General features: G+C 61.1%; 18 protein-coding genes. 13 read left to right on the forward strand and 5 right to left on the reverse strand.

Translation table 11 applies throughout. From position 1 onward, the window contains the following. Nucleotides 1-145: 145 nt before the first annotated feature. Together KYK83_RS07075 and KYK83_RS07080 are read right to left on the reverse strand one after the other, a co-directional pair. Nucleotides 146-1,711 carry a cryptochrome/photolyase family protein gene (locus tag KYK83_RS07075; protein WP_222827698.1) on the reverse strand — a complete coding sequence of 522 codons (1,566 nt, stop codon included), beginning with the start codon at nucleotides 1,709-1,711 and terminating at the stop codon, nucleotides 146-148. A 34-nt stretch (nucleotides 1,712-1,745) separates the two neighbouring features. Then, on the reverse strand, nucleotides 1,746-2,342 hold the full coding sequence (locus KYK83_RS07080; RefSeq protein ID WP_158246666.1) for an FMN-dependent NADH-azoreductase: 597 nt from the start codon (nucleotides 2,340-2,342) through the stop codon (nucleotides 1,746-1,748). A gap of 80 nt (nucleotides 2,343-2,422) precedes the next feature. Between KYK83_RS07080 and KYK83_RS07085 the strand changes: the two genes are divergently transcribed. Continuing rightward, nucleotides 2,423-2,809, forward strand: a complete 387-nt coding sequence (locus tag KYK83_RS07085; protein ID WP_103024824.1) for a winged helix-turn-helix transcriptional regulator — start codon at nucleotides 2,423-2,425, stop codon at nucleotides 2,807-2,809. On the opposite strand, the gene KYK83_RS07090 is transcribed toward KYK83_RS07085, so the two are convergent. Further along, the gene (locus KYK83_RS07090; RefSeq protein ID WP_222827699.1) at nucleotides 2,806-4,971 is read right to left on the reverse strand and encodes a primosomal protein N'; all 2,166 of its coding nucleotides are present in this window, start codon (nucleotides 4,969-4,971) and stop codon (nucleotides 2,806-2,808) included. The genes KYK83_RS07085 and KYK83_RS07090 overlap by 4 nt on opposite strands. Nucleotides 4,972-5,036: 65 nt before the next feature. Between KYK83_RS07090 and KYK83_RS07095 the strand changes: the two genes are divergently transcribed. The 9 genes from KYK83_RS07095 to KYK83_RS07135 are packed head-to-tail and all read left to right on the forward strand — an operon-like array spanning nucleotide 5,037 to nucleotide 14,013. Beyond that, nucleotides 5,037-5,732 (forward strand): DUF4197 domain-containing protein, encoded by a 696-nt coding sequence (locus tag KYK83_RS07095; protein ID WP_222827700.1) that lies wholly within the window; start codon nucleotides 5,037-5,039, stop codon nucleotides 5,730-5,732. A 45-nt stretch (nucleotides 5,733-5,777) separates the two neighbouring features. Further along, nucleotides 5,778-6,623 (forward strand): sugar phosphate isomerase/epimerase family protein, encoded by an 846-nt coding sequence (locus KYK83_RS07100; RefSeq protein ID WP_222827701.1) that lies wholly within the window; start codon nucleotides 5,778-5,780, stop codon nucleotides 6,621-6,623. Continuing rightward, nucleotides 6,620-7,279 (forward strand): fructose-6-phosphate aldolase, encoded by a 660-nt coding sequence (gene fsa, locus KYK83_RS07105; RefSeq protein ID WP_222827702.1) that lies wholly within the window; start codon nucleotides 6,620-6,622, stop codon nucleotides 7,277-7,279. Before KYK83_RS07100 ends, fsa begins: the two co-directional genes overlap by 4 nt. Beyond that, on the forward strand, nucleotides 7,280-9,103 hold the full coding sequence (cobT, locus tag KYK83_RS07110; RefSeq protein WP_222827703.1) for a cobaltochelatase subunit CobT: 1,824 nt from the start codon (nucleotides 7,280-7,282) through the stop codon (nucleotides 9,101-9,103). It begins immediately after the preceding gene. After that, nucleotides 9,100-9,774, forward strand: a complete 675-nt coding sequence (locus KYK83_RS07115) for a nitroreductase (protein WP_222827704.1) — start codon at nucleotides 9,100-9,102, stop codon at nucleotides 9,772-9,774. Before cobT ends, KYK83_RS07115 begins: the two co-directional genes overlap by 4 nt. 26 nt (nucleotides 9,775-9,800) lie before the next feature. Beyond that, nucleotides 9,801-11,246, forward strand: a complete 1,446-nt coding sequence (gene cysS, locus KYK83_RS07120; RefSeq protein WP_222827705.1) for a cysteine--tRNA ligase — start codon at nucleotides 9,801-9,803, stop codon at nucleotides 11,244-11,246. Further along, nucleotides 11,234-11,554: a DUF559 domain-containing protein gene (locus KYK83_RS07125; protein WP_158246665.1), complete on the forward strand. Its 321-nt coding sequence runs from the start codon at nucleotides 11,234-11,236 to the stop codon at nucleotides 11,552-11,554. Before cysS ends, KYK83_RS07125 begins: the two co-directional genes overlap by 13 nt. A gap of 37 nt (nucleotides 11,555-11,591) precedes the next feature. Further along, the gene (locus KYK83_RS07130) at nucleotides 11,592-12,530 is read left to right on the forward strand and encodes a D-2-hydroxyacid dehydrogenase (protein WP_103024938.1); all 939 of its coding nucleotides are present in this window, start codon (nucleotides 11,592-11,594) and stop codon (nucleotides 12,528-12,530) included. Between the two features lie 49 nt (nucleotides 12,531-12,579). After that, nucleotides 12,580-14,013, forward strand: a complete 1,434-nt coding sequence (locus KYK83_RS07135) for an aldehyde dehydrogenase family protein (protein WP_222827706.1) — start codon at nucleotides 12,580-12,582, stop codon at nucleotides 14,011-14,013. Between the two features lie 22 nt (nucleotides 14,014-14,035). Here KYK83_RS07135 and KYK83_RS07140 read toward each other — a convergent pair whose 3' ends face one another. Together KYK83_RS07140 and KYK83_RS07145 are read right to left on the reverse strand one after the other, a co-directional pair. Then, nucleotides 14,036-14,389: a hypothetical protein gene (locus KYK83_RS07140; protein ID WP_222827707.1), complete on the reverse strand. Its 354-nt coding sequence runs from the start codon at nucleotides 14,387-14,389 to the stop codon at nucleotides 14,036-14,038. Beyond that, the gene (locus tag KYK83_RS07145; protein WP_103024814.1) at nucleotides 14,379-14,597 is read right to left on the reverse strand and encodes a hypothetical protein; all 219 of its coding nucleotides are present in this window, start codon (nucleotides 14,595-14,597) and stop codon (nucleotides 14,379-14,381) included. The genes KYK83_RS07140 and KYK83_RS07145 overlap by 11 nt, the downstream gene beginning before the upstream one ends. A gap of 139 nt (nucleotides 14,598-14,736) precedes the next feature. Between KYK83_RS07145 and KYK83_RS07150 the strand changes: the two genes are divergently transcribed. The 3 genes from KYK83_RS07150 (at nucleotide 14,737) to KYK83_RS07160 (ending at nucleotide 16,636) form a co-directional block, all read left to right on the forward strand. Beyond that, entirely contained in the window at nucleotides 14,737-15,426 is a 690-nt protein-coding gene (locus tag KYK83_RS07150; protein ID WP_222827708.1) for a LexA family transcriptional regulator, read from the forward strand. Nucleotides 15,427-15,568: 142 nt separating this feature from the next. After that, entirely contained in the window at nucleotides 15,569-15,904 is a 336-nt protein-coding gene (locus tag KYK83_RS07155; RefSeq protein ID WP_103024812.1) for a hypothetical protein, read from the forward strand. A gap of 90 nt (nucleotides 15,905-15,994) precedes the next feature. Next, complete coding sequence (locus tag KYK83_RS07160) at nucleotides 15,995-16,636, forward strand: MBL fold metallo-hydrolase (protein WP_196848128.1); 642 nt, start codon at nucleotides 15,995-15,997, stop codon at nucleotides 16,634-16,636. Nucleotides 16,637-16,643: the final 7 nt, after the last annotated feature.

A 16,643-nucleotide genomic window follows, 5' to 3' on the forward strand; every position in this document is an offset into this window, starting at 1 on the left:
TCAATCACATGCGGCACACGGCCGCGGGTCGGCACCGGTGTGCAGGTCGACCTTATGCGCAAATGAACGTCCCCCCATTTGTCTCCAAACGAGTCGTCAATCTGACCTCAATATGCGGTGAAGCGACGTTAAGGCGGTCGCAGCGTTAACCATCTTCGCGCCGGGCCCAGCCCAAGCCGGCCGGAGTCAGGGTATCGAGGAAGCGATCTGCACTGCGCAGATAGTCCTGCTGCTTTTCAGACCCCATCCGGTCCCAATTGGCGTAAATCCGGCCGATCCGCCGGTTCTTTTCCAGCCGGTCACGGTGCCGGTGCATAAAGTGCCAATATAGCGGGTTGAACGGGCATGCGCCTTCGCCGGTCTTCTTGTTCGGCGAGTATGCACAGCCCGCACAATAATTGCTCATCTTGTTGATGTAGTTTCCGCTGGCGGCGTATGGTTTGGACGCGAGCTTCCCACCATCGGCATAAAGAATCATGGCCGACACATTTGGCAGTTCGACCCATTCGTAAGCATCGGCATAAACGACAAGGAACCAGTCCTGTACGTCGCGCGGAGTTATACCCGCGAGCAATGCAAAATTGCCGAGCACCATCAGGCGCTGGATATGGTGCGCATGCGCGTTATCGCGCGTCGAACGGATACAGTCGGCAATACAGGCCATGTCGGTTTCGCCTGTCCAGTAGAATTCAGGCAGCCCCCGTTGCGCTTTGAGTTCATTGGCAGTCTGCAAATGCGGCATCTGGTTCCAATAGAAGCCGCGCACGTATTCTCGCCAGCCGATGATTTGCCGGATGAAGCCTTCCACCGAATTGAGTGGCGCCTTGCCGTCACGATAGGCTTGCTCGGCGCGATGGCAGAGATCGAGCGGGTCGAGCAGCCCGAGATTGAGGCTGGTGGACAGCATGGAGTGAAACAGGTCGTCTTCGCCCGCGACCATTGCATCCTGATAGGGACCGAAGCATTCGATCCGTTCGGCGAAAAACGCGTCGGCAGCGTCTTCTGCTTCCTCGCGCGTGACGGGCCATTCGAATTTGTCGAGGCTGCCGAAATGATCGCGAAATCGATCTTCGACTAGTTCGATGACTTGCTGCGTGATCTGGTCTGGTTCGAACTTCGCGCGTTCCGGCGCGGCAAGGCCTTCCTTGGGTGGCTTGCGGTTTTCGCTATCGTAGTTCCATTCTCCGCCTTCGGGCTTGTCCCCATCCATCAGCAAGCCGGTCTTTCGGCGCATTTCACGATAAAAGAACTCCATCCGCAATTCGGTGCGGCCTTCGGCCCATTCATCGAATTCCGGCTGGGGGCAGATGAAGCGGTCGTCTCGCAGAATCTCCACGTCGCAGGGGAATTTATCGGGCCATTGTTCCATATCCTGGCGGACCCGCCATTCGCCCGCTTCCACGACCCTGATCAGGCGCGGTGAATGGTATTCGACCGCGCGGGCCAGCTCGCCAGTAAAGCTGCCCGCATTGTCTTTGTCGTCGAGCTTGACGTAAGCCACCGTCCAGCCGGCTTCGCGCAACTCGTCGGCGAAGTGGCGCATGGCTGAAAAGATCAGGGCGATCTTCTGCTTGTGATGTTTGACGTATGTTGCCTCGTCCCAGACCTCCATCATCAGGATGACGGTGTCGTCCTTGGCGCACCCACGGATCGACGCGATTTGGCGACTCAGCTGATCGCCGAGTATGGGAACGAGAACGGGGCCGGGCATTGCCGTTTCAATGCCCGGCGTCCGTCTTGGTGCCTCAGAGTTTTGCGATCGTATCTTTTGCCGCTTCCATTCCGGCGGCGATCGCGTCGGGACCGAAGCCAGCTTTTTCGACGCGCACGAAATGAAGGTCGTCCACCCCGATAAAACCGAAGAAAGTCGTCAGCAGGCTTTCCTGGTTTTCCGCCATCTGATCGTTGGAATATTCGCCGCCACGCGCCGATGCGATCACCACCTTGCGACCGCCCGCCAAGCCTTCCGGTCCAGCTTCCGAATATTGGAACGTGACGCCTGGCACGCCGAGGCGATCGAGCCATGCCTTGAGCTGCGAGGGGATGGTGAAATTGTACATCGGCGCGCCAACGATGACGATGTCGCTCGCGAGAAATTCGTCGAGCACGGCGCGCTGGTCGGGATAGGCAGCCGCGACGGCTTCTTCATGCGTGTCGGGCGCGGTGCGGATCGCCTTGGTGGTGATCGGGTCGATGTGGGCGAGCGGTTCTGCGACGAGATCGCGGGTGACGAGCGTGGCGTCGGGATGTTTGGCCGTGAAGTGAGCGACCAGCTCGTCGGTCAGCTTGCGGCTGATGGATTGATCGCCGGTGGTCGAACTGTCGATGCGAAGGATTTGCACTATTGAAACTCCGTAGTTACTATCGATAACTTGGAGGCTATATGGAAACTACAACCCGACTTGCACAAGAAGGCACTTTTGTGTCCGATAGGGACACCGGTGTAACCCTTGAAGTTCACGACGCGCCGCAATGTACGGCCGTGAACGACATTCTCGCCCGCGTCGGGGATAAATGGTCCGTGCGCGTGGTGATGGCGCTGACCGAGGAATCGCGGCGGTTCAATGAATTGCGGCGCGAAATTCCCGGTATTTCCCAGCGCATGCTGACCCGGACGCTGCGCGGGCTGGAGCGGGACGGGCTCGTCAGTCGCGCAGTGACGCCGACAGTGCCGCCCCGTGTCGATTACGCGCTGACCGCGCTCGGCAAATCCTTGTGCAACCCGGTCGCCCAGCTCGGCAACTGGGCTATCGCCAACATCGGCAAGGTAGAAGCCGCTCGCGCCGTGTTCGACAGCGAGCAGGATTAGACGAAACTGTAGGGATCGATATCGACCGCTACGCGCACGCCTGCGGGGTGATCGACCTGTGTCAGCCACCGCCGTATGACGTGCTGTAGTTGCACACTGCGACGGGCATTGATGAGAAAACGATAGCGATAGCGCCCGCGCAGCAGGGCCATGGGGGCAGGGGCCGGTCCCAGGATCATGCAGTCCGCCACATCCGGCCGGAAAGCACCAAGGCGATTGGCCGCCTCACGCGCTTCGCCGTCGTCTTCCGACGATATGATGATCGAGGCCCAGCGACCGAACGGCGGAGCGCCGGCCTCGCGCCGCATTTCGGTTTCGGCAGAATAGAAAGCGTCCCGGTCCCCCGCAGCGAGTGCGGCAATCACCGGGGCTTCGGGATGGCGCGTCTGGATCAGGACTTCACCCGGCTTTGAACCGCGTCCGGCACGCCCGGCGACCTGGGCCACCTGCTGATACGTCCTTTCGCCTGCGCGCAGATCGCCGCCCTCCAGCCCCAGATCGGCATCGACGACGCCGACCAGCGTCAACTCGGGGAAATGGAACCCCTTGGTGACCAGCTGTGTACCGACGATCACGTCGATTTCACGCGCTTCGACCGCAGCGATAAATTCTGCGGCACGGCCCGGTGAATTGAGCGTGTCCGACGTGGCCACGAATACGCGGGCCTGCGGGAGCCGTTCGGCCACCTCGTCGGCAATCCGTTCCACGCCCGGCCCGCAGGCGACGAGGCAATCGGGTTCGCCGCATTCGGTGCAGGCTTGCGGTGCAGGCGCCTCATGCCCGCAATGGTGGCAGGCCAGCCGGCGCGTGAAGCGATGCTCGACCAGCCAGGCGCTGCAATTGGGGCATTGATACCGGAAGCCGCAATTGCGGCACAAGGTCAGCGGTGCATAGCCGCGCCGGTTCAGGAACAGCAGCGATTGTTCGTCGCGTTCCAGCCTTTCCTCGATCCCGTCGACCAGCCGCTGGGCCAGCCACATGCCCTGAGGCGGCTTTTCTTCGGTCAGATCGATCAACTCGATCGCCGGCAATACCGCGCCGCCGAAACGGCTGGGTAAATCGACCTTCTCGTAAATCCCGCTTTCCGCCATCTGAAGGCTTTCCAGCGCCGGGGTAGCGCTTGCGAGAATGACGGGCACCTTTTCGAAATGGCCGCGCATAACCGCGACATCGCGCGCATTGTAGCGCACCCCGTCTTCCTGCTTGAAACTCGTCTCATGCGCCTCGTCGACGACGATCAGCCCGAGCTTTGCGAACGGCAGGTACAGGGCGGAGCGTGCGCCGACCACCACCTGCGCCGAGCCTTCGCAAACCGCGCGATAGGCACGCCTGCGCTCGGTCGATTTGAGTGAGGAATGCCACAGGATGGGGGCGGCGCCGAAGCGTTCTTCGAACCGGTGGAGGAAGTTCTCGGTCAAGGCGATTTCGGGCAGCAGCACCAGCACCTGCTGCCCCATGCGCAAGGCTTCCGCCACAGGTTCGAAATAGGTTTCCGTCTTCCCCGATCCGGTTACACCATCGAGCAGGAACGGCGCGAAGTCGCGCTTGCGCACCGCAGCGGAGAACACGTCGGATACGGCCTGCTGCTCAGCGCTCAGATCGACCTGTACGAAATCAGGGCGTGCGGTGTCGTAAGGCCGGTCGCAATCCACCTCGACAGGTTCGAGCACGCCCTGATTGACCAGCCCTCGCAGGACCCCTTCGGACACGCCCGCAATGCCCGACAACTCGCGAATGTTGGCCTGTTCGCCGTCCAGTGCGTCGATGGCTGCCTGGCGCTGGGGCGTCATGCGTTCCGGCAAGCCGCCGGTGAGGCGATATTCGGTCATCGTCGCCGGGCCCTTCAGCGCTCCCCCGGACGACAGCGCCATTCTTGCCACCCCGGCGAGAGAGGCGACGTAGTAATCGGCTGTCCATTCGATCAGGCGGCGCAGAGGGGCCGAAAGCGGCGGGACGGGTAGTATACCGCGTAGCGGTCGCAGCTTTTCGGCCGGAACCTCGGTACCCGGCAGCCGTTCGGCCTCCCAGACGATTCCGATGACGGTCCGCGGCCCGAGCGGGCATTCGACCACCGACCCGGGTTCGACCCTAAGGCCTTCCGGCACCTTGTAATCAAGGGGCCCCAGGGCAGCATTGAGGACAAGGCAGCGCACGCGGTTCATCGCTCGGCCATATGGGCGGCGCAAGGCTATGGAAACAAGGGTGGGATGAAATGAGGACCAAAAATATGAACGATATTCTCGTGAAACCCACCGGGCGACGTGCCCTGCTGGGCGGCATGGCGGCATCGGGCGGGCTGCTTTTGCTGCCGGCCTGTACGTCGGTGCCGCGCTTCAGTCTCGTCGATGCCGTGCAGCGCATGCTGTTCCTGTCGAGCGAGCGGGCCTTCGCACGCATGCTGCAGGCGGACGGGTTCTGGGACCAGCAGGTTGCACAGGTCGGTTTCAACAATCTGCTGGGCGCCCGCGGGGATGTTCTGTCGCGGATACTAACCTCGGCCCTGTTCAAGGATCGGCTGGACCGCGCGTTCGGCGACATCGCCTATCACGGAGCAGCGCGGGCCGCACCGCTGGTTACCGACGCCGTTCGCGTAGTCGGTATCAACAACGCCCTAGACCTGGTGCGCGGCGGGCCGACGGCGGCGACCACGTTCCTTCGCGGTTCGATGGGGGCCACGCTGGTAGATGCGATGGTGCCGGAACTGGGCCAGGCGATACGAATTTCGCAGGACCCTCTGGTCGGCGAACTCATCCAGGGGCTGACGGGTATCGATTTCGCTGGGGCGACCAATCGTTTCGCGACCAGTCTGGACAACACGATCTGGCGGGAAATCGGTGCGGAGGAAGCGGCGATCCGCCGTGATCCGAGGGCGACACGTGATCCCCTGATCATCGGCGTGTTTGGAGCCGCTGCGCAATATTGATCTAGACGGCTGGGCGCGCCGGGCGGGGAATGGCATAGAACATCCATGCGAACCCTTCTCGCCGCATTCCTTCTGGGCACCACAGCCTGTAGCACACCTGTGGTCGAGCCCGGCCCGATCGTCGGCGCGCAGCTTTACACGGTGCGTGAAAGCATGGCGGCCGATCCTCTCGCAACGCTGTGTCGCGTTGCCGATCTGGGGTATCGCGAGGTGGAAATTGCCGGGACGTTCGGGGCCAAGCCCGAGGCGATTTGTCAGCAAACGCGTGCGCTGGAACTGCGGGTTGCGGCTGTGCATGCAGACTGGCAGTTGCTGCGTACGGATCCGGCGGCTGCAATCGCGGAAACCAAGGCGCTATGCAGCGATACACTCATTCTCGCCTGGTTGCCTGAAGATCAGCGTCAAACCTTGGCTCAATGGCGCGACTGGGTGGAGCATTTGAACCTGATCGCCGACCTGGCAGAGCGGGAAGGCGTGCGGATCGCGTATCACGCCCATGATTTCGAGTTTGCAGAGATAGACGGGATCCGGCCCATCGATCTGCTCATGGACGAGCTCGATCCGCGTATCGGCTTCGAACTGGACACATACTGGCTGGCGTATGCGGGCGAAGATCCTCTGCGTTTTCTTGAACGGCCTGCCGATCGGGTCACCCATCTTCATCTTAAGGATATGGCGGGTGACGGAAGCATGGCCGATGTGGGCGAAGGCACGCTGCCGCTGGCTCAAATCATCATTCAGGCGCAGCGACAGGGTGTGCGACACTTTCTGGTCGAGCGCGACGATGCATCCGATCCGTGGGCCAGCCTAGCCGCAAGTCTTGACTCGCTGCGCGCTATGCCCTTGCAGCAGGACACAACTTCAAACGCCTTCCGGAGCGCGAATCCATGAAATTCTTCGTCGACACTGCCGACATCGCCGACATCAGGGAAATGGCCGACACTGGCCTGCTCGATGGCGTCACCACCAATCCGTCGCTGATCGCAAAGTCGGGCCGCGATTTCATGGAAGTGACCAAGGAAATCTGCGACATCGTGGATGGGCCCGTGAGTGCCGAAGTCGTCGCGCTCGATCACGACACGATGATGAAAGAAGCGGAAACGCTGCGAAAGATTGCCGACAATGTGTGTATCAAGGTTCCGCTGACGATCGACGGCCTGAAGACCTGCAAGAAGCTCACCGGCGACGGCACACAGGTCAATGTCACGCTGTGTTTCTCGGCCAATCAGTCTCTGCTCGCGGCCAAGGCGGGGGCGACCTTTGTTTCGCCTTTCGTGGGGCGGCATGATGATAACGGCTTTGACGGCATGGAGCTCATCGCCGACATTCGCCAGATTTATAACAACTACAATTTCGGCACGGAAATTCTCGTCGCCTCGGTTCGCAACCCGGTTCACGTGCTCAAAAGCGCGCTGATCGGCGCCGATGTCGCCACCATGCCGCCCGCCGTCATCAAGGGTCTGTTCAAGCATATCCTGACCGACAAGGGCATCGAGGGCTTCGTCGCCGACTGGGCGAAGACCGGCCAGAGCATTCCGACACAGTAAATGACCGACCAGACGCCCCTCGACCGTTTCAAACAGGCGCTGACGAGCGCGTCGCGCGCGCTCGCGAACGAGCCTGAGGTCGAGGTGGCTTGGAGCGCGGATGCTCCTGCGCAATCGGGCAAGAATTTTCGTGTCCCGCTGCCTGGCCGAAATCTTCCCCGCGATCAGGCGATCGAGGCGCGCGGTTTCGCTGACAGCTTCGCGCTGAAGCTGCGCCATCATAACGAGGCGCTTCATAACAAGGGCGCGCCGCCAGAGCCCATCGCACGTGCTTGTTACGATGCCGTCGAACAAGTTCGCTATGAGGCGATCGGTTCGACCCGCTATGCAGGCATTCGGGATAATCTGAATTCGGCAGTAAAGCTCCGTACTGCATCGGATCCGATAGTGCGCGCGGATGAAGCGAAAGACGTGCCGCTTCCCGCTGCACTGTCGCTGATGCTGCGCGAGGCTTTGACCGGAGAGGCGATCCCCGAACGGGCTCAAGCGGCCGTCGATCTGGTTCGAGACGATATTCTTGCAAAGATCGGCACCGATATGGACGGGCTCGCCGATGCCCTCGACGATCAGCGTGCCTTCCAGGATCTGACGCTCGATATGCTGCGGCACCTCGACCTTACCCTTCCCGATAGTCCCGAGCCGACCGATGCCGAAGATGGCGAGGACGAGGAAGGCGAAAACCCGGAAGAACAGGATACCGACGAGGAAGACGAAGGAGGAGCCGAACCGCAGGCTGCCGATGCGCGCAGCGAAGTCACCAACGGTGAGGCGGAAGGCGATGCCGATCAGGATGTCGATGGCGAGCAGGAAATGGCCGACGGCGACCCTTCGGACGACGGTGAAGAAGGTATGCAGCCCGTCCGGCCAAATCGGCCGTGGACCGATCTTCCCGATACTTTCGAATACAAGGCCTATACCGAGAAATTCGACGAGATCGTCGAAGCACCGGAACTGTGCGATAACGAAGAACTCGACCGGTTGCGGACCTATCTCGACAGCCAGCTCGCCGGATTGCAGGGCGTGGTTACACGTCTTGCCAATCGCCTTCAGCGCCGCCTCATGGCGCAGCAGAACCGCAGCTGGGATTTCGACCAGGAAGAAGGCCTGCTCGATGCCGCGCGTCTGACGCGAGTGGTCGTCAGCCCCGGTCACGCACTTAGCTACAAGATGGAGCGCGATACCGAGTTCAAGGACACGGTCGTCACGCTGCTGATCGACAATTCGGGTTCGATGCGTGGGCGGCCGATTTCCATTGCCGCAATCAGTGCCGACATTCTTGCCCGCACGCTTGAGCGTTGCGGCGTGAAGACCGAAATCCTGGGCTTTACAACCCGCGCCTGGAAGGGCGGTCAGGGCCGCGAGATGTGGCTGGCCGATGGGCGGCCTGCCAATCCCGGTCGCCTCAATGATCTGCGGCATATTCTATACAAGAAGGCGGATGAGCCCTGGCGCCGTGCGCGCCGCAATCTCGGCCTGATGATGCGCGAAGGTCTGCTGAAAGAGAACATCGACGGAGAGGCGTTGCTCTGGGCGCACGACCGCCTGCTCCGCCGTCCGGAAGACCGCCGCATCCTCATGGTCATTTCCGACGGCGCACCGGTCGACGACAGCACGCTGTCGGTCAACCAGGCCGGTTATCTCGAAGGACACTTGCGCAAGGTCATCGACTGGATTGAGAAACAGTCGCCGGTGCAACTGGCTGCCATCGGTATCGGCCACGATGTTACCCGTTATTACAAGCGCTCGGTCACCATCATGGATGTCGAGCAGCTAGGTGGCACGATTATCGAGCAGTTGGCGGATCTGTTTGAGATCGACACATGAACGTCACCGAAGCCGTTCAATCGCGCCGTTCCGTCCGCGCATTTCTCGACACGCCTGTCGAGCGTGAAATGCTGGCACGTATCCTAGAAAAGGCGCAGCGTTCACCGTCGGGTGGCAACACCCAGCCGTGGCACGGCATCCTCCTGACCGGCGATCCGCTGCAAAAGTTGTTCGACCGGATTGCGGAGGAAATTCCCAAGGGCCGCGCGGCGCATGCGCCCGAATATCACGTCTATCCCCCCGAACTCGATGGTCCTTACGAACAACGCCGCCGCGGGGTGGGCGAAGATATGTACGGCGCGCTCGAAATCTCCCGTGAGGAGAAGGCCAAGCGCCTCATGTGGTTCGCACGCAATTTTCAGGCCTTCGGTGCGCCCGTATTGATGCTGGTCCACACGCCGAAATACATGGGCCCGCCGCAATGGTCCGATATCGGCATGTGGCTGCAGACCATCGCCCTGCTGCTGCGCGAGGAAGGACTCGACTGCTGCTTCCAGGAAGCCTGGGCGGTCTATTCGCCGCAGATCCGCGAAGTGGTCGACATTCCCGAAGACCATATCTTCTTCTGCGGCATGGCGATCGGCTACCGCGATACAGAAGCGCCGGTGAACAATTTCGACGTCAAGCGCGCCGGGACCGACGAGAGCGTGCGCTGGGAGGGTTGGCAGTAGGCGTGCCGCCACCTAATGCGCGTTTCATGACCGACGCGCCCCTGAATCTGTTCAATTCGCTCACCCGCCAGCTGGAAGAATTCCGGCCCGTTCACGAGGGCGAGGCGCGCGTCTACAGCTGCGGGCCGACGGTCTACAACTACCCCCATATCGGCAACATGCGGGCCTATGTCTTTGCCGATGTCCTTGGCCGCACACTGAGCTGGAAGGGCTACGAGCTCACCCACATCATCAACATCACCGACGTGGGTCATCTGACCGATGATGGCGATGCGGGCGAGGACAAGATGGAAAAGATGGCTGCGGCCAAGGCGCAGTCGATCTGGGACATCGCCAAGCATTACACCGAAGCCTATTGGGCGGACGTGAAGGCGCTCAACATCCGCGAGCCGGCCAAGTGGTCGGTGGCGACCGATTACATCGACGAGATGATCGATTTCGCAAAGGGCATTGCCGACAGGCATTGCTACGAACTCGACACCGGCCTCTATTTCGACGTGTCGACAGTCGCCGATTACGGGAGGCTTGCTCGCGCGGTGACCGAAGAGGGTGAGGGCCGGATCGACACAGTAGAGGGCAAACGCAACGCTGCCGACTTTGCCATCTGGCGCAAGACACCTGCGGGCGAGACACGGCAAATGGAATGGGACAGTCCGTGGGGCAAGGGCGCCCCTGGCTGGCATCTCGAATGCTCGGTCATGGGCGAAAAGCTTCTCGGCTTCCCCTTCGATATCCATACCGGCGGCATCGATCACCGCGAGATCCATCACCCCAACGAGATCGCGCAGAACCAGGCCTTCTGCGGTTGTGGCGGGCTCGACGTGGCGACTCATTCGGGTGCGAAAATCTGGATGCACAACAACTTCCTCGTCGAACGGTCGGGGAAGATGTCGAAAAGCTCGGGAGAATTCCTGCGTCTGCAATTGCTGATCGACAAGGGCTATCACCCGCTCGCCTACCGCATGATGTGCCTCCAGGCGCATTACCGCAGCGAGCTGGAGTTTTCATGGGCGGGGCTTGGGGCGGCCCTCACGCGGTTGAAGCGGATCGTCATGGCGGCGGAAAAGCTGCAGGACGCGTCCGCAAGGGATGCTTCGCACCCGAAATTTGCAGCCCTGCGGGACAAGTTCGCAGCCGCCATGTCGGATGATCTGAACACGGCGGTCGCCTTAGTCTCTCTGGAAGAAGCGCTGGCGATGAAAAAGGTCGATGCCAGTGTAAAGCGCGCTGTCATCGAAGAGATGGATCAGGTTCTGGGACTGGGACTGTTCGGCCTGACCCGCACAGATCTTCGCATCCGCCCCAGCGATGCCCGGATTACCGAAGCCGAGATCGAGGCCGAACTGTTCCGCCGCAAGGAGGCGCGCGTAGCCAAGGATTTCGCCGCGTCGGACGCGATTCGGGAAAGTCTTGCAGACAGTGGCGTAGAGGTTATGGATGGTGATCCTCTCGGATGGGAATGGAAGCTTTGACAAAGGCCGATCCGCAAGCACTCCTGTGGCAACATTTGAAAGACACGCCGCAGGGCTTGTTTTTCGTCCGCGACCATCCGGCAGAAGATTTCGTTCTGCCGTTCTATTGCGAAGAGGCGCATCTCGCCATCGAAGTGGATGACGATCCGTTCCGCCCACGGGACGATGCCGCGCGCGAACGATGGCAGGATCGGCACAAGGTCGACATCATGCAGGTTCCGCCCAGCCACGTGCTGCGCAATGCCGGCGAAGTTGCGGAAGCAATCCTCGACATCGCTACCCGTCGCAAGGAACGGTTTGCGAAATAGTTTCTGAGCGGCAATGACAGGCTTCGAGGAGAAATCGATGACCAAAGCCGCCCTGTCCGCCATGATCCGCCCACTGGTCGAACCGCGCCTTCCCGAATGGGTCGAGCCGCTTTGGTTCACCAGCAAGGAACAGGCGCTGGATTTCGCGCCGCAGGCAGAGATCGGCTGGTTCGATCTCAATGAAAAAGAACCCATGATCGAAATTGCCCGGGCGGCGACCAACCTCAAATGGTTGAATTCGATCTATGCCGGGCTCGACTTCATGCCTCTCGACGTTCTGAAAGAACGCGGTGTGGTCGTCACGAACGGGGTCGGCATCAATGCCATCACCATCGCCGAATATGTCGTCATGCTCATGCTCTCCCATGCCAAGGGATATCGCGATGTGGTGCGGGCGCAGGATCGTCATGAATGGCTGCGTGACAGTCCGGGCAAGCGGGAATTGTCGGGCGAGCGTGTGCTTCTGCTCGGCATGGGCGCCATCGGTTCGCTGATCAAGACACGCCTCGAAGCCTTCGACATGACGGTCGTTCCTGTGCGCCGTTCGGGTGCCGATGGTGCGCTTCGTCCGGGCGAATGGCGCCAGAAACTGGGCGAATTCGACTGGGTCGTGCTGGCCGTGCCATCCACTCCCGAAACGAAGCACATGATCGGCGCGCTGGAACTTGCTGCAATGCGCCCGAACGGCGTGCTGGTGAACATCGCGCGCGGCGATGTCGTCGATCAGGAAGCACTGGTCTCTGCCCTGAGGGAAGAAAAGATCGAAGCGGCGCTGCTCGACGTAACGGATCCCGAACCACTGCCCGAAGATCACCCCTTGTGGGAACTTGGCAATGCGCAGGTCACCATGCATCTGTCGGGCAGGGCGCAGACGAAGATGTTCCAGCGGTCCGCCGATCGCTTCATCGAAAACCTCGAACGCTGGCACAAGGGCGAACCGGTCCAGCCGCAGCTCGACCTCGAGCTCGGCTACTGACGGAACGCTCCCGCTTGTCGCGCCGTTGATGCTCCGAACAGGAGATCACATGCCCAGCCTCAAGGAAACCTACCCGCTCTATCTGAACAACACGGCGCAGCAGCCGAACACCGATCTCGAGGTGACGGACAAGTTCACCGGTAAGGTCGCCTTCCGGACCGCGCTGGCGACGCCCGAAATCATCGATCAGGCGATCGCGGGCGCGGTGCAGGCCACGGAACCGATGGCGAAGCTCGCCAGCTACGAACGGCAGGCGGTGCTGCAGCACTGCGTCGATCGCTTCAAGGAACGCTTCGACGAACTGGCCTATGCCCTTTGCGTCGAAGCGGGCAAGCCGATCAAGGACAGTGAAGGCGAAGTCACGCGCCTGATCGACACCTTCCGTATCGCGGCCGAAGAATCGGTCCGGATGTATGGCGAAGTCATGCCGCTCGACATTTCCGAACGGGCGAAGGGCTATCAGGCGATCTGGAAACGCGTTCCGGTCGGGCCCTGTAGCTTCATCTCGCCGTTCAATTTCCCGTTGAACCTCGCTGCACACAAGGTTGCCCCCGCCATCGCCGTGGGCTGCCCGTTCGTGATGAAGCCTGCCAGCATGACCCCGCTTGGCGCCATCATCATGGGCGAAGTTTTGGCGGAAACGGATTTGCCGGAAGGGGCCTTCTCGATTCTGCCAGCCCATCGCGACGGCGCCGATATGTTTACCGAAGACGAGCGGCTGAAATTGCTCAGCTTCACCGGCTCGCCTGCCGTCGGCTGGGCGCTCAAGGCCAAGTCGGGCAAGAAGAAGGTAGTGCTCGAACTCGGCGGGAATGCTGCGGTCGTCGTCGACCGGGATGCCGATCTGGATGATGCGCTGGAACGGATCATCTTCGGCGCATTCTATCAGAGCGGGCAGAGCTGCATCGGCGTCCAGCGGATCATTATTCACGAAGACGTGTACGACCGTTTCCGCGATATGATGGTCGAGAAGACCAAGAGTCTGGTCGCGGGCGATCCCAAGGACCGCGATACCTTCATCGGGCCGATGATCTCGGAAAAGGAAGCGAGCCGGCTCAAGGGATGGATTGACGATGCCATCGATGGCGGCGCCAGCCTGCTGACCGGGGGCGGCTGCAAGGGCAACATGCTCGAAGCCACGCTGCTCGAAAACGTGCACAAGGATGCCAAGGCGCTCAACGAAGAAGCCTTCGGCCCGCTTGCCATTCTCCAGAAGTTCTCCGATTTCGACGATGGTCTGGCAGAGGTTAACCGAAGCACGTTCGGTCTGCAGGCGGGCATCTTCACGCGGGACCTGTTCAAGATGTTCGATGCGTGGGACCGGCTCGAAGTGGGCGGTGTGGTTATCAACGACGTGCCCAGCTACCGGGTGGACAACATGCCGTACGGCGGTGTGAAGGATTCGGGCCTGGGCCGCGAAGGGATCAAATTCGCCATGGAAGACATGACCGAAATCAGGAATCTCGTCGTCCGCCGAAACTGACCCCGTCGCGTTGCCGGACGGATCAACCCTCCTCCAGCAACAGCAGTTCGCACTGCACCACCAGCCGCGGTTCGGGTATCAGCCGATGCTCGACCTCTAATATCGCTGCGTCCGCAACGATCTGGCCCGGAATGGCAAATTCGTGTTCTGGCAGTTCCGCGACGAGCACTTCGCCAGTCGCGACGGCGTCCGCTCCTGCGAAAACAAGCTTGAGCGAATGGCGGGTGCCAGCGAAGGTGATGCTCGCCCACGCTTTCTCCGTATGGGTGAGGACTTCCCCGTCGCCGCCATGCAATTCGGCGAGAGCCTTGCGGACACGATCAGCAGATGTGCGGCGGGCCCGGGGCGATCTGGCTGAATTGCTCTCAAGCAACATGGGCAGTCTCCTGGGCGGCGGGGGTGACGGTACGGGCAGCTTCGAAGCCTGCCATGAACCCGCGGATGCGTTGCTCGGTGCGGTCGCGCGGTTCGCGACCCATCCGCAAATCGAGTACGAATCGCGGGTCCTGAATGGCCAGTCGGCCGAATTTGGTGGCCGGCATTTTGTGCTGCCGGAGGAATTTCTCGACGGATCGGATCAGCATGCGAAGGCTCCCGGTAGGCTGGTCTGACGGACGAATCGCTCGCCGTGTTCTGCATTTGTTCCAACCGAAATCCTACTTGTCTAGGAAAAATACTATGGTATAGGATTTTTCCGCGATCCAACCAACAAGGAGGCCGGTCATGGACTTTGTCGAACCGCTCGATCGGTACGAGCCCGAGGAACGCTATGCCCGCGCACGGTTGCGGGAGATTATTCGTGAGAAGGGGCACAGCCTGTCGGCCCTTGCCCGCCTGATCGGGCGTAATCCGGCGTATCTGCACCAGTATGTCGGTCGTGGGAGCCCCCGGCATTTGGACGAGCCGGACCTGATGAAGATAGCCGAATTCCTGGGCGTCGATCACGAGGTGATCGCTACGCGGGAGATCGTCCGGCCCCGCTCCTCGCGAATGCAGGAGTCGGGCGATACTGAAGGCTTCGTGCAGGTGCCGCGCCTGCCGTTGGAGGCTTCGGCCGGGCCGGGTGCCTTCAGTGCGGAGGAAATTTCCTATGACGCGTTTCAGTTTTCCCGCCGCTGGCTGCGCGAAATGGGGCTGGAGAGCGCCGACCTGACCGCCATCCGGGTCGAAGGCGACAGCATGGAACCGCTACTGCGTTCGGGCGACGAGATCTTCGTCGATCGCAACAAGCGGGGCGGTGAGGGAGTGTTCGTGGTCCGCATCGGCGATGCGCTTCACGTCAAGCAGGTCCAGTCCCGCGGTCCCGGCGACATCGCACTGATCAGCGCCAACGATGCCTATGCGCCGATCGAGCTGGCGCGCGACGAAATCGAGGTCATCGGTCGGGTCGTGTGGAAAGGGGGCAGGCTTTGACCCTACGCCCAACTCCTCTGTGGATCGTGGTGTCTAGGGGGGCGAGCATGCGCAAATGGAACAAACGCCGGGTGACGACGTAACTCCCATACTCCTGGCGCTCTGGTGGATGTGGCAGGGACATCACACGAGGAGACATCGTATGCGCAAGGCTCTACTTCCCATCGCTATCGTCGGCGCACTGTCGCTGTCCGGTTGCGCAAGTTACGGACTCGGCGGAATTGGCGGCGGCTCCGATGGCTACGGTTCCGATTACGGATATGGCTATAATGGTCGCGACGATTTCGAACGCGCCGCTGTCAATGCCTGCGGGCGTGAAGCTTCGCGCTATGGGCGAGTGTCGATCAACTCTGTCAATCAGGAAAGCCGCGATAGGGTAGTGGTCACCGGGCGTATGGAAACGCGCCGTGGCGATCGCGATCGCTTCGGCTGCACCTTCGACAGAAGCGGTCGGATCACCGATTTCCGTCGCCTCTGATACGCGGGCGGCAATGGCAATGCGCGCTTGCAAAAGGGTAGGTGCGCAGCCATTTCAGCCCGCATGACCGACAGTGCAAGCAAGCCCCCGATGAAAGCCGGTATCGTCCCGGTCACCCCTCTGCAGCAGAATTGCTCGCTGATCTGGTGCACTGCGACCAACAAGGGCGCGCTGATCGATCCGGGCGGCGATCTGGACAAGGTTAAGGCCGCCGTGGCCAAGACCGGTGTCGAACTGGAAAAGATTCTCATCACTCATGGTCATATCGACCACTGCGGCGAAGCCGGGGTGCTGGCCAAGGAACTCGGTCTACCCATCGAAGGGCCGCAGGAAGCTGATCGTTTCTGGATCAGCCGCCTGGATGATGACGGCGCAAAATACGGCGTCAACGGTCAGGTTTTCGAACCCGACCGCTGGCTCGAAGATGGCGACACCGTTACTGTGGGCGATCTGACGCTGGAGGTCATCCACTGCCCCGGCCACACGCCCGGCCACGTGGTTTTCTTCCATCGCCCCAGCAAGTTTGCCGTCGTCGGCGACGTTCTCTTCCAGGGCAGCATCGGGCGTACGGATTTCCCCATGGGCAATCACCAGGACCTGATCGATGCGATCACGCAGAAGCTCTGGCCATTGGGCGACGATGTGACCTTCATCCCGGGTCATGGCCCCACCAGCACATTCGGGCAGGAACGCAAGACCAACGCCTTCGTCAGCGACTACGCGCTCTCCTGATACTTTG

It is taken from the genome of Qipengyuania pacifica, from assembly GCF_019857205.1.
In the GTDB taxonomy this organism is placed as follows: Bacteria; Pseudomonadota; Alphaproteobacteria; order Sphingomonadales; family Sphingomonadaceae; genus Qipengyuania; species Qipengyuania pacifica.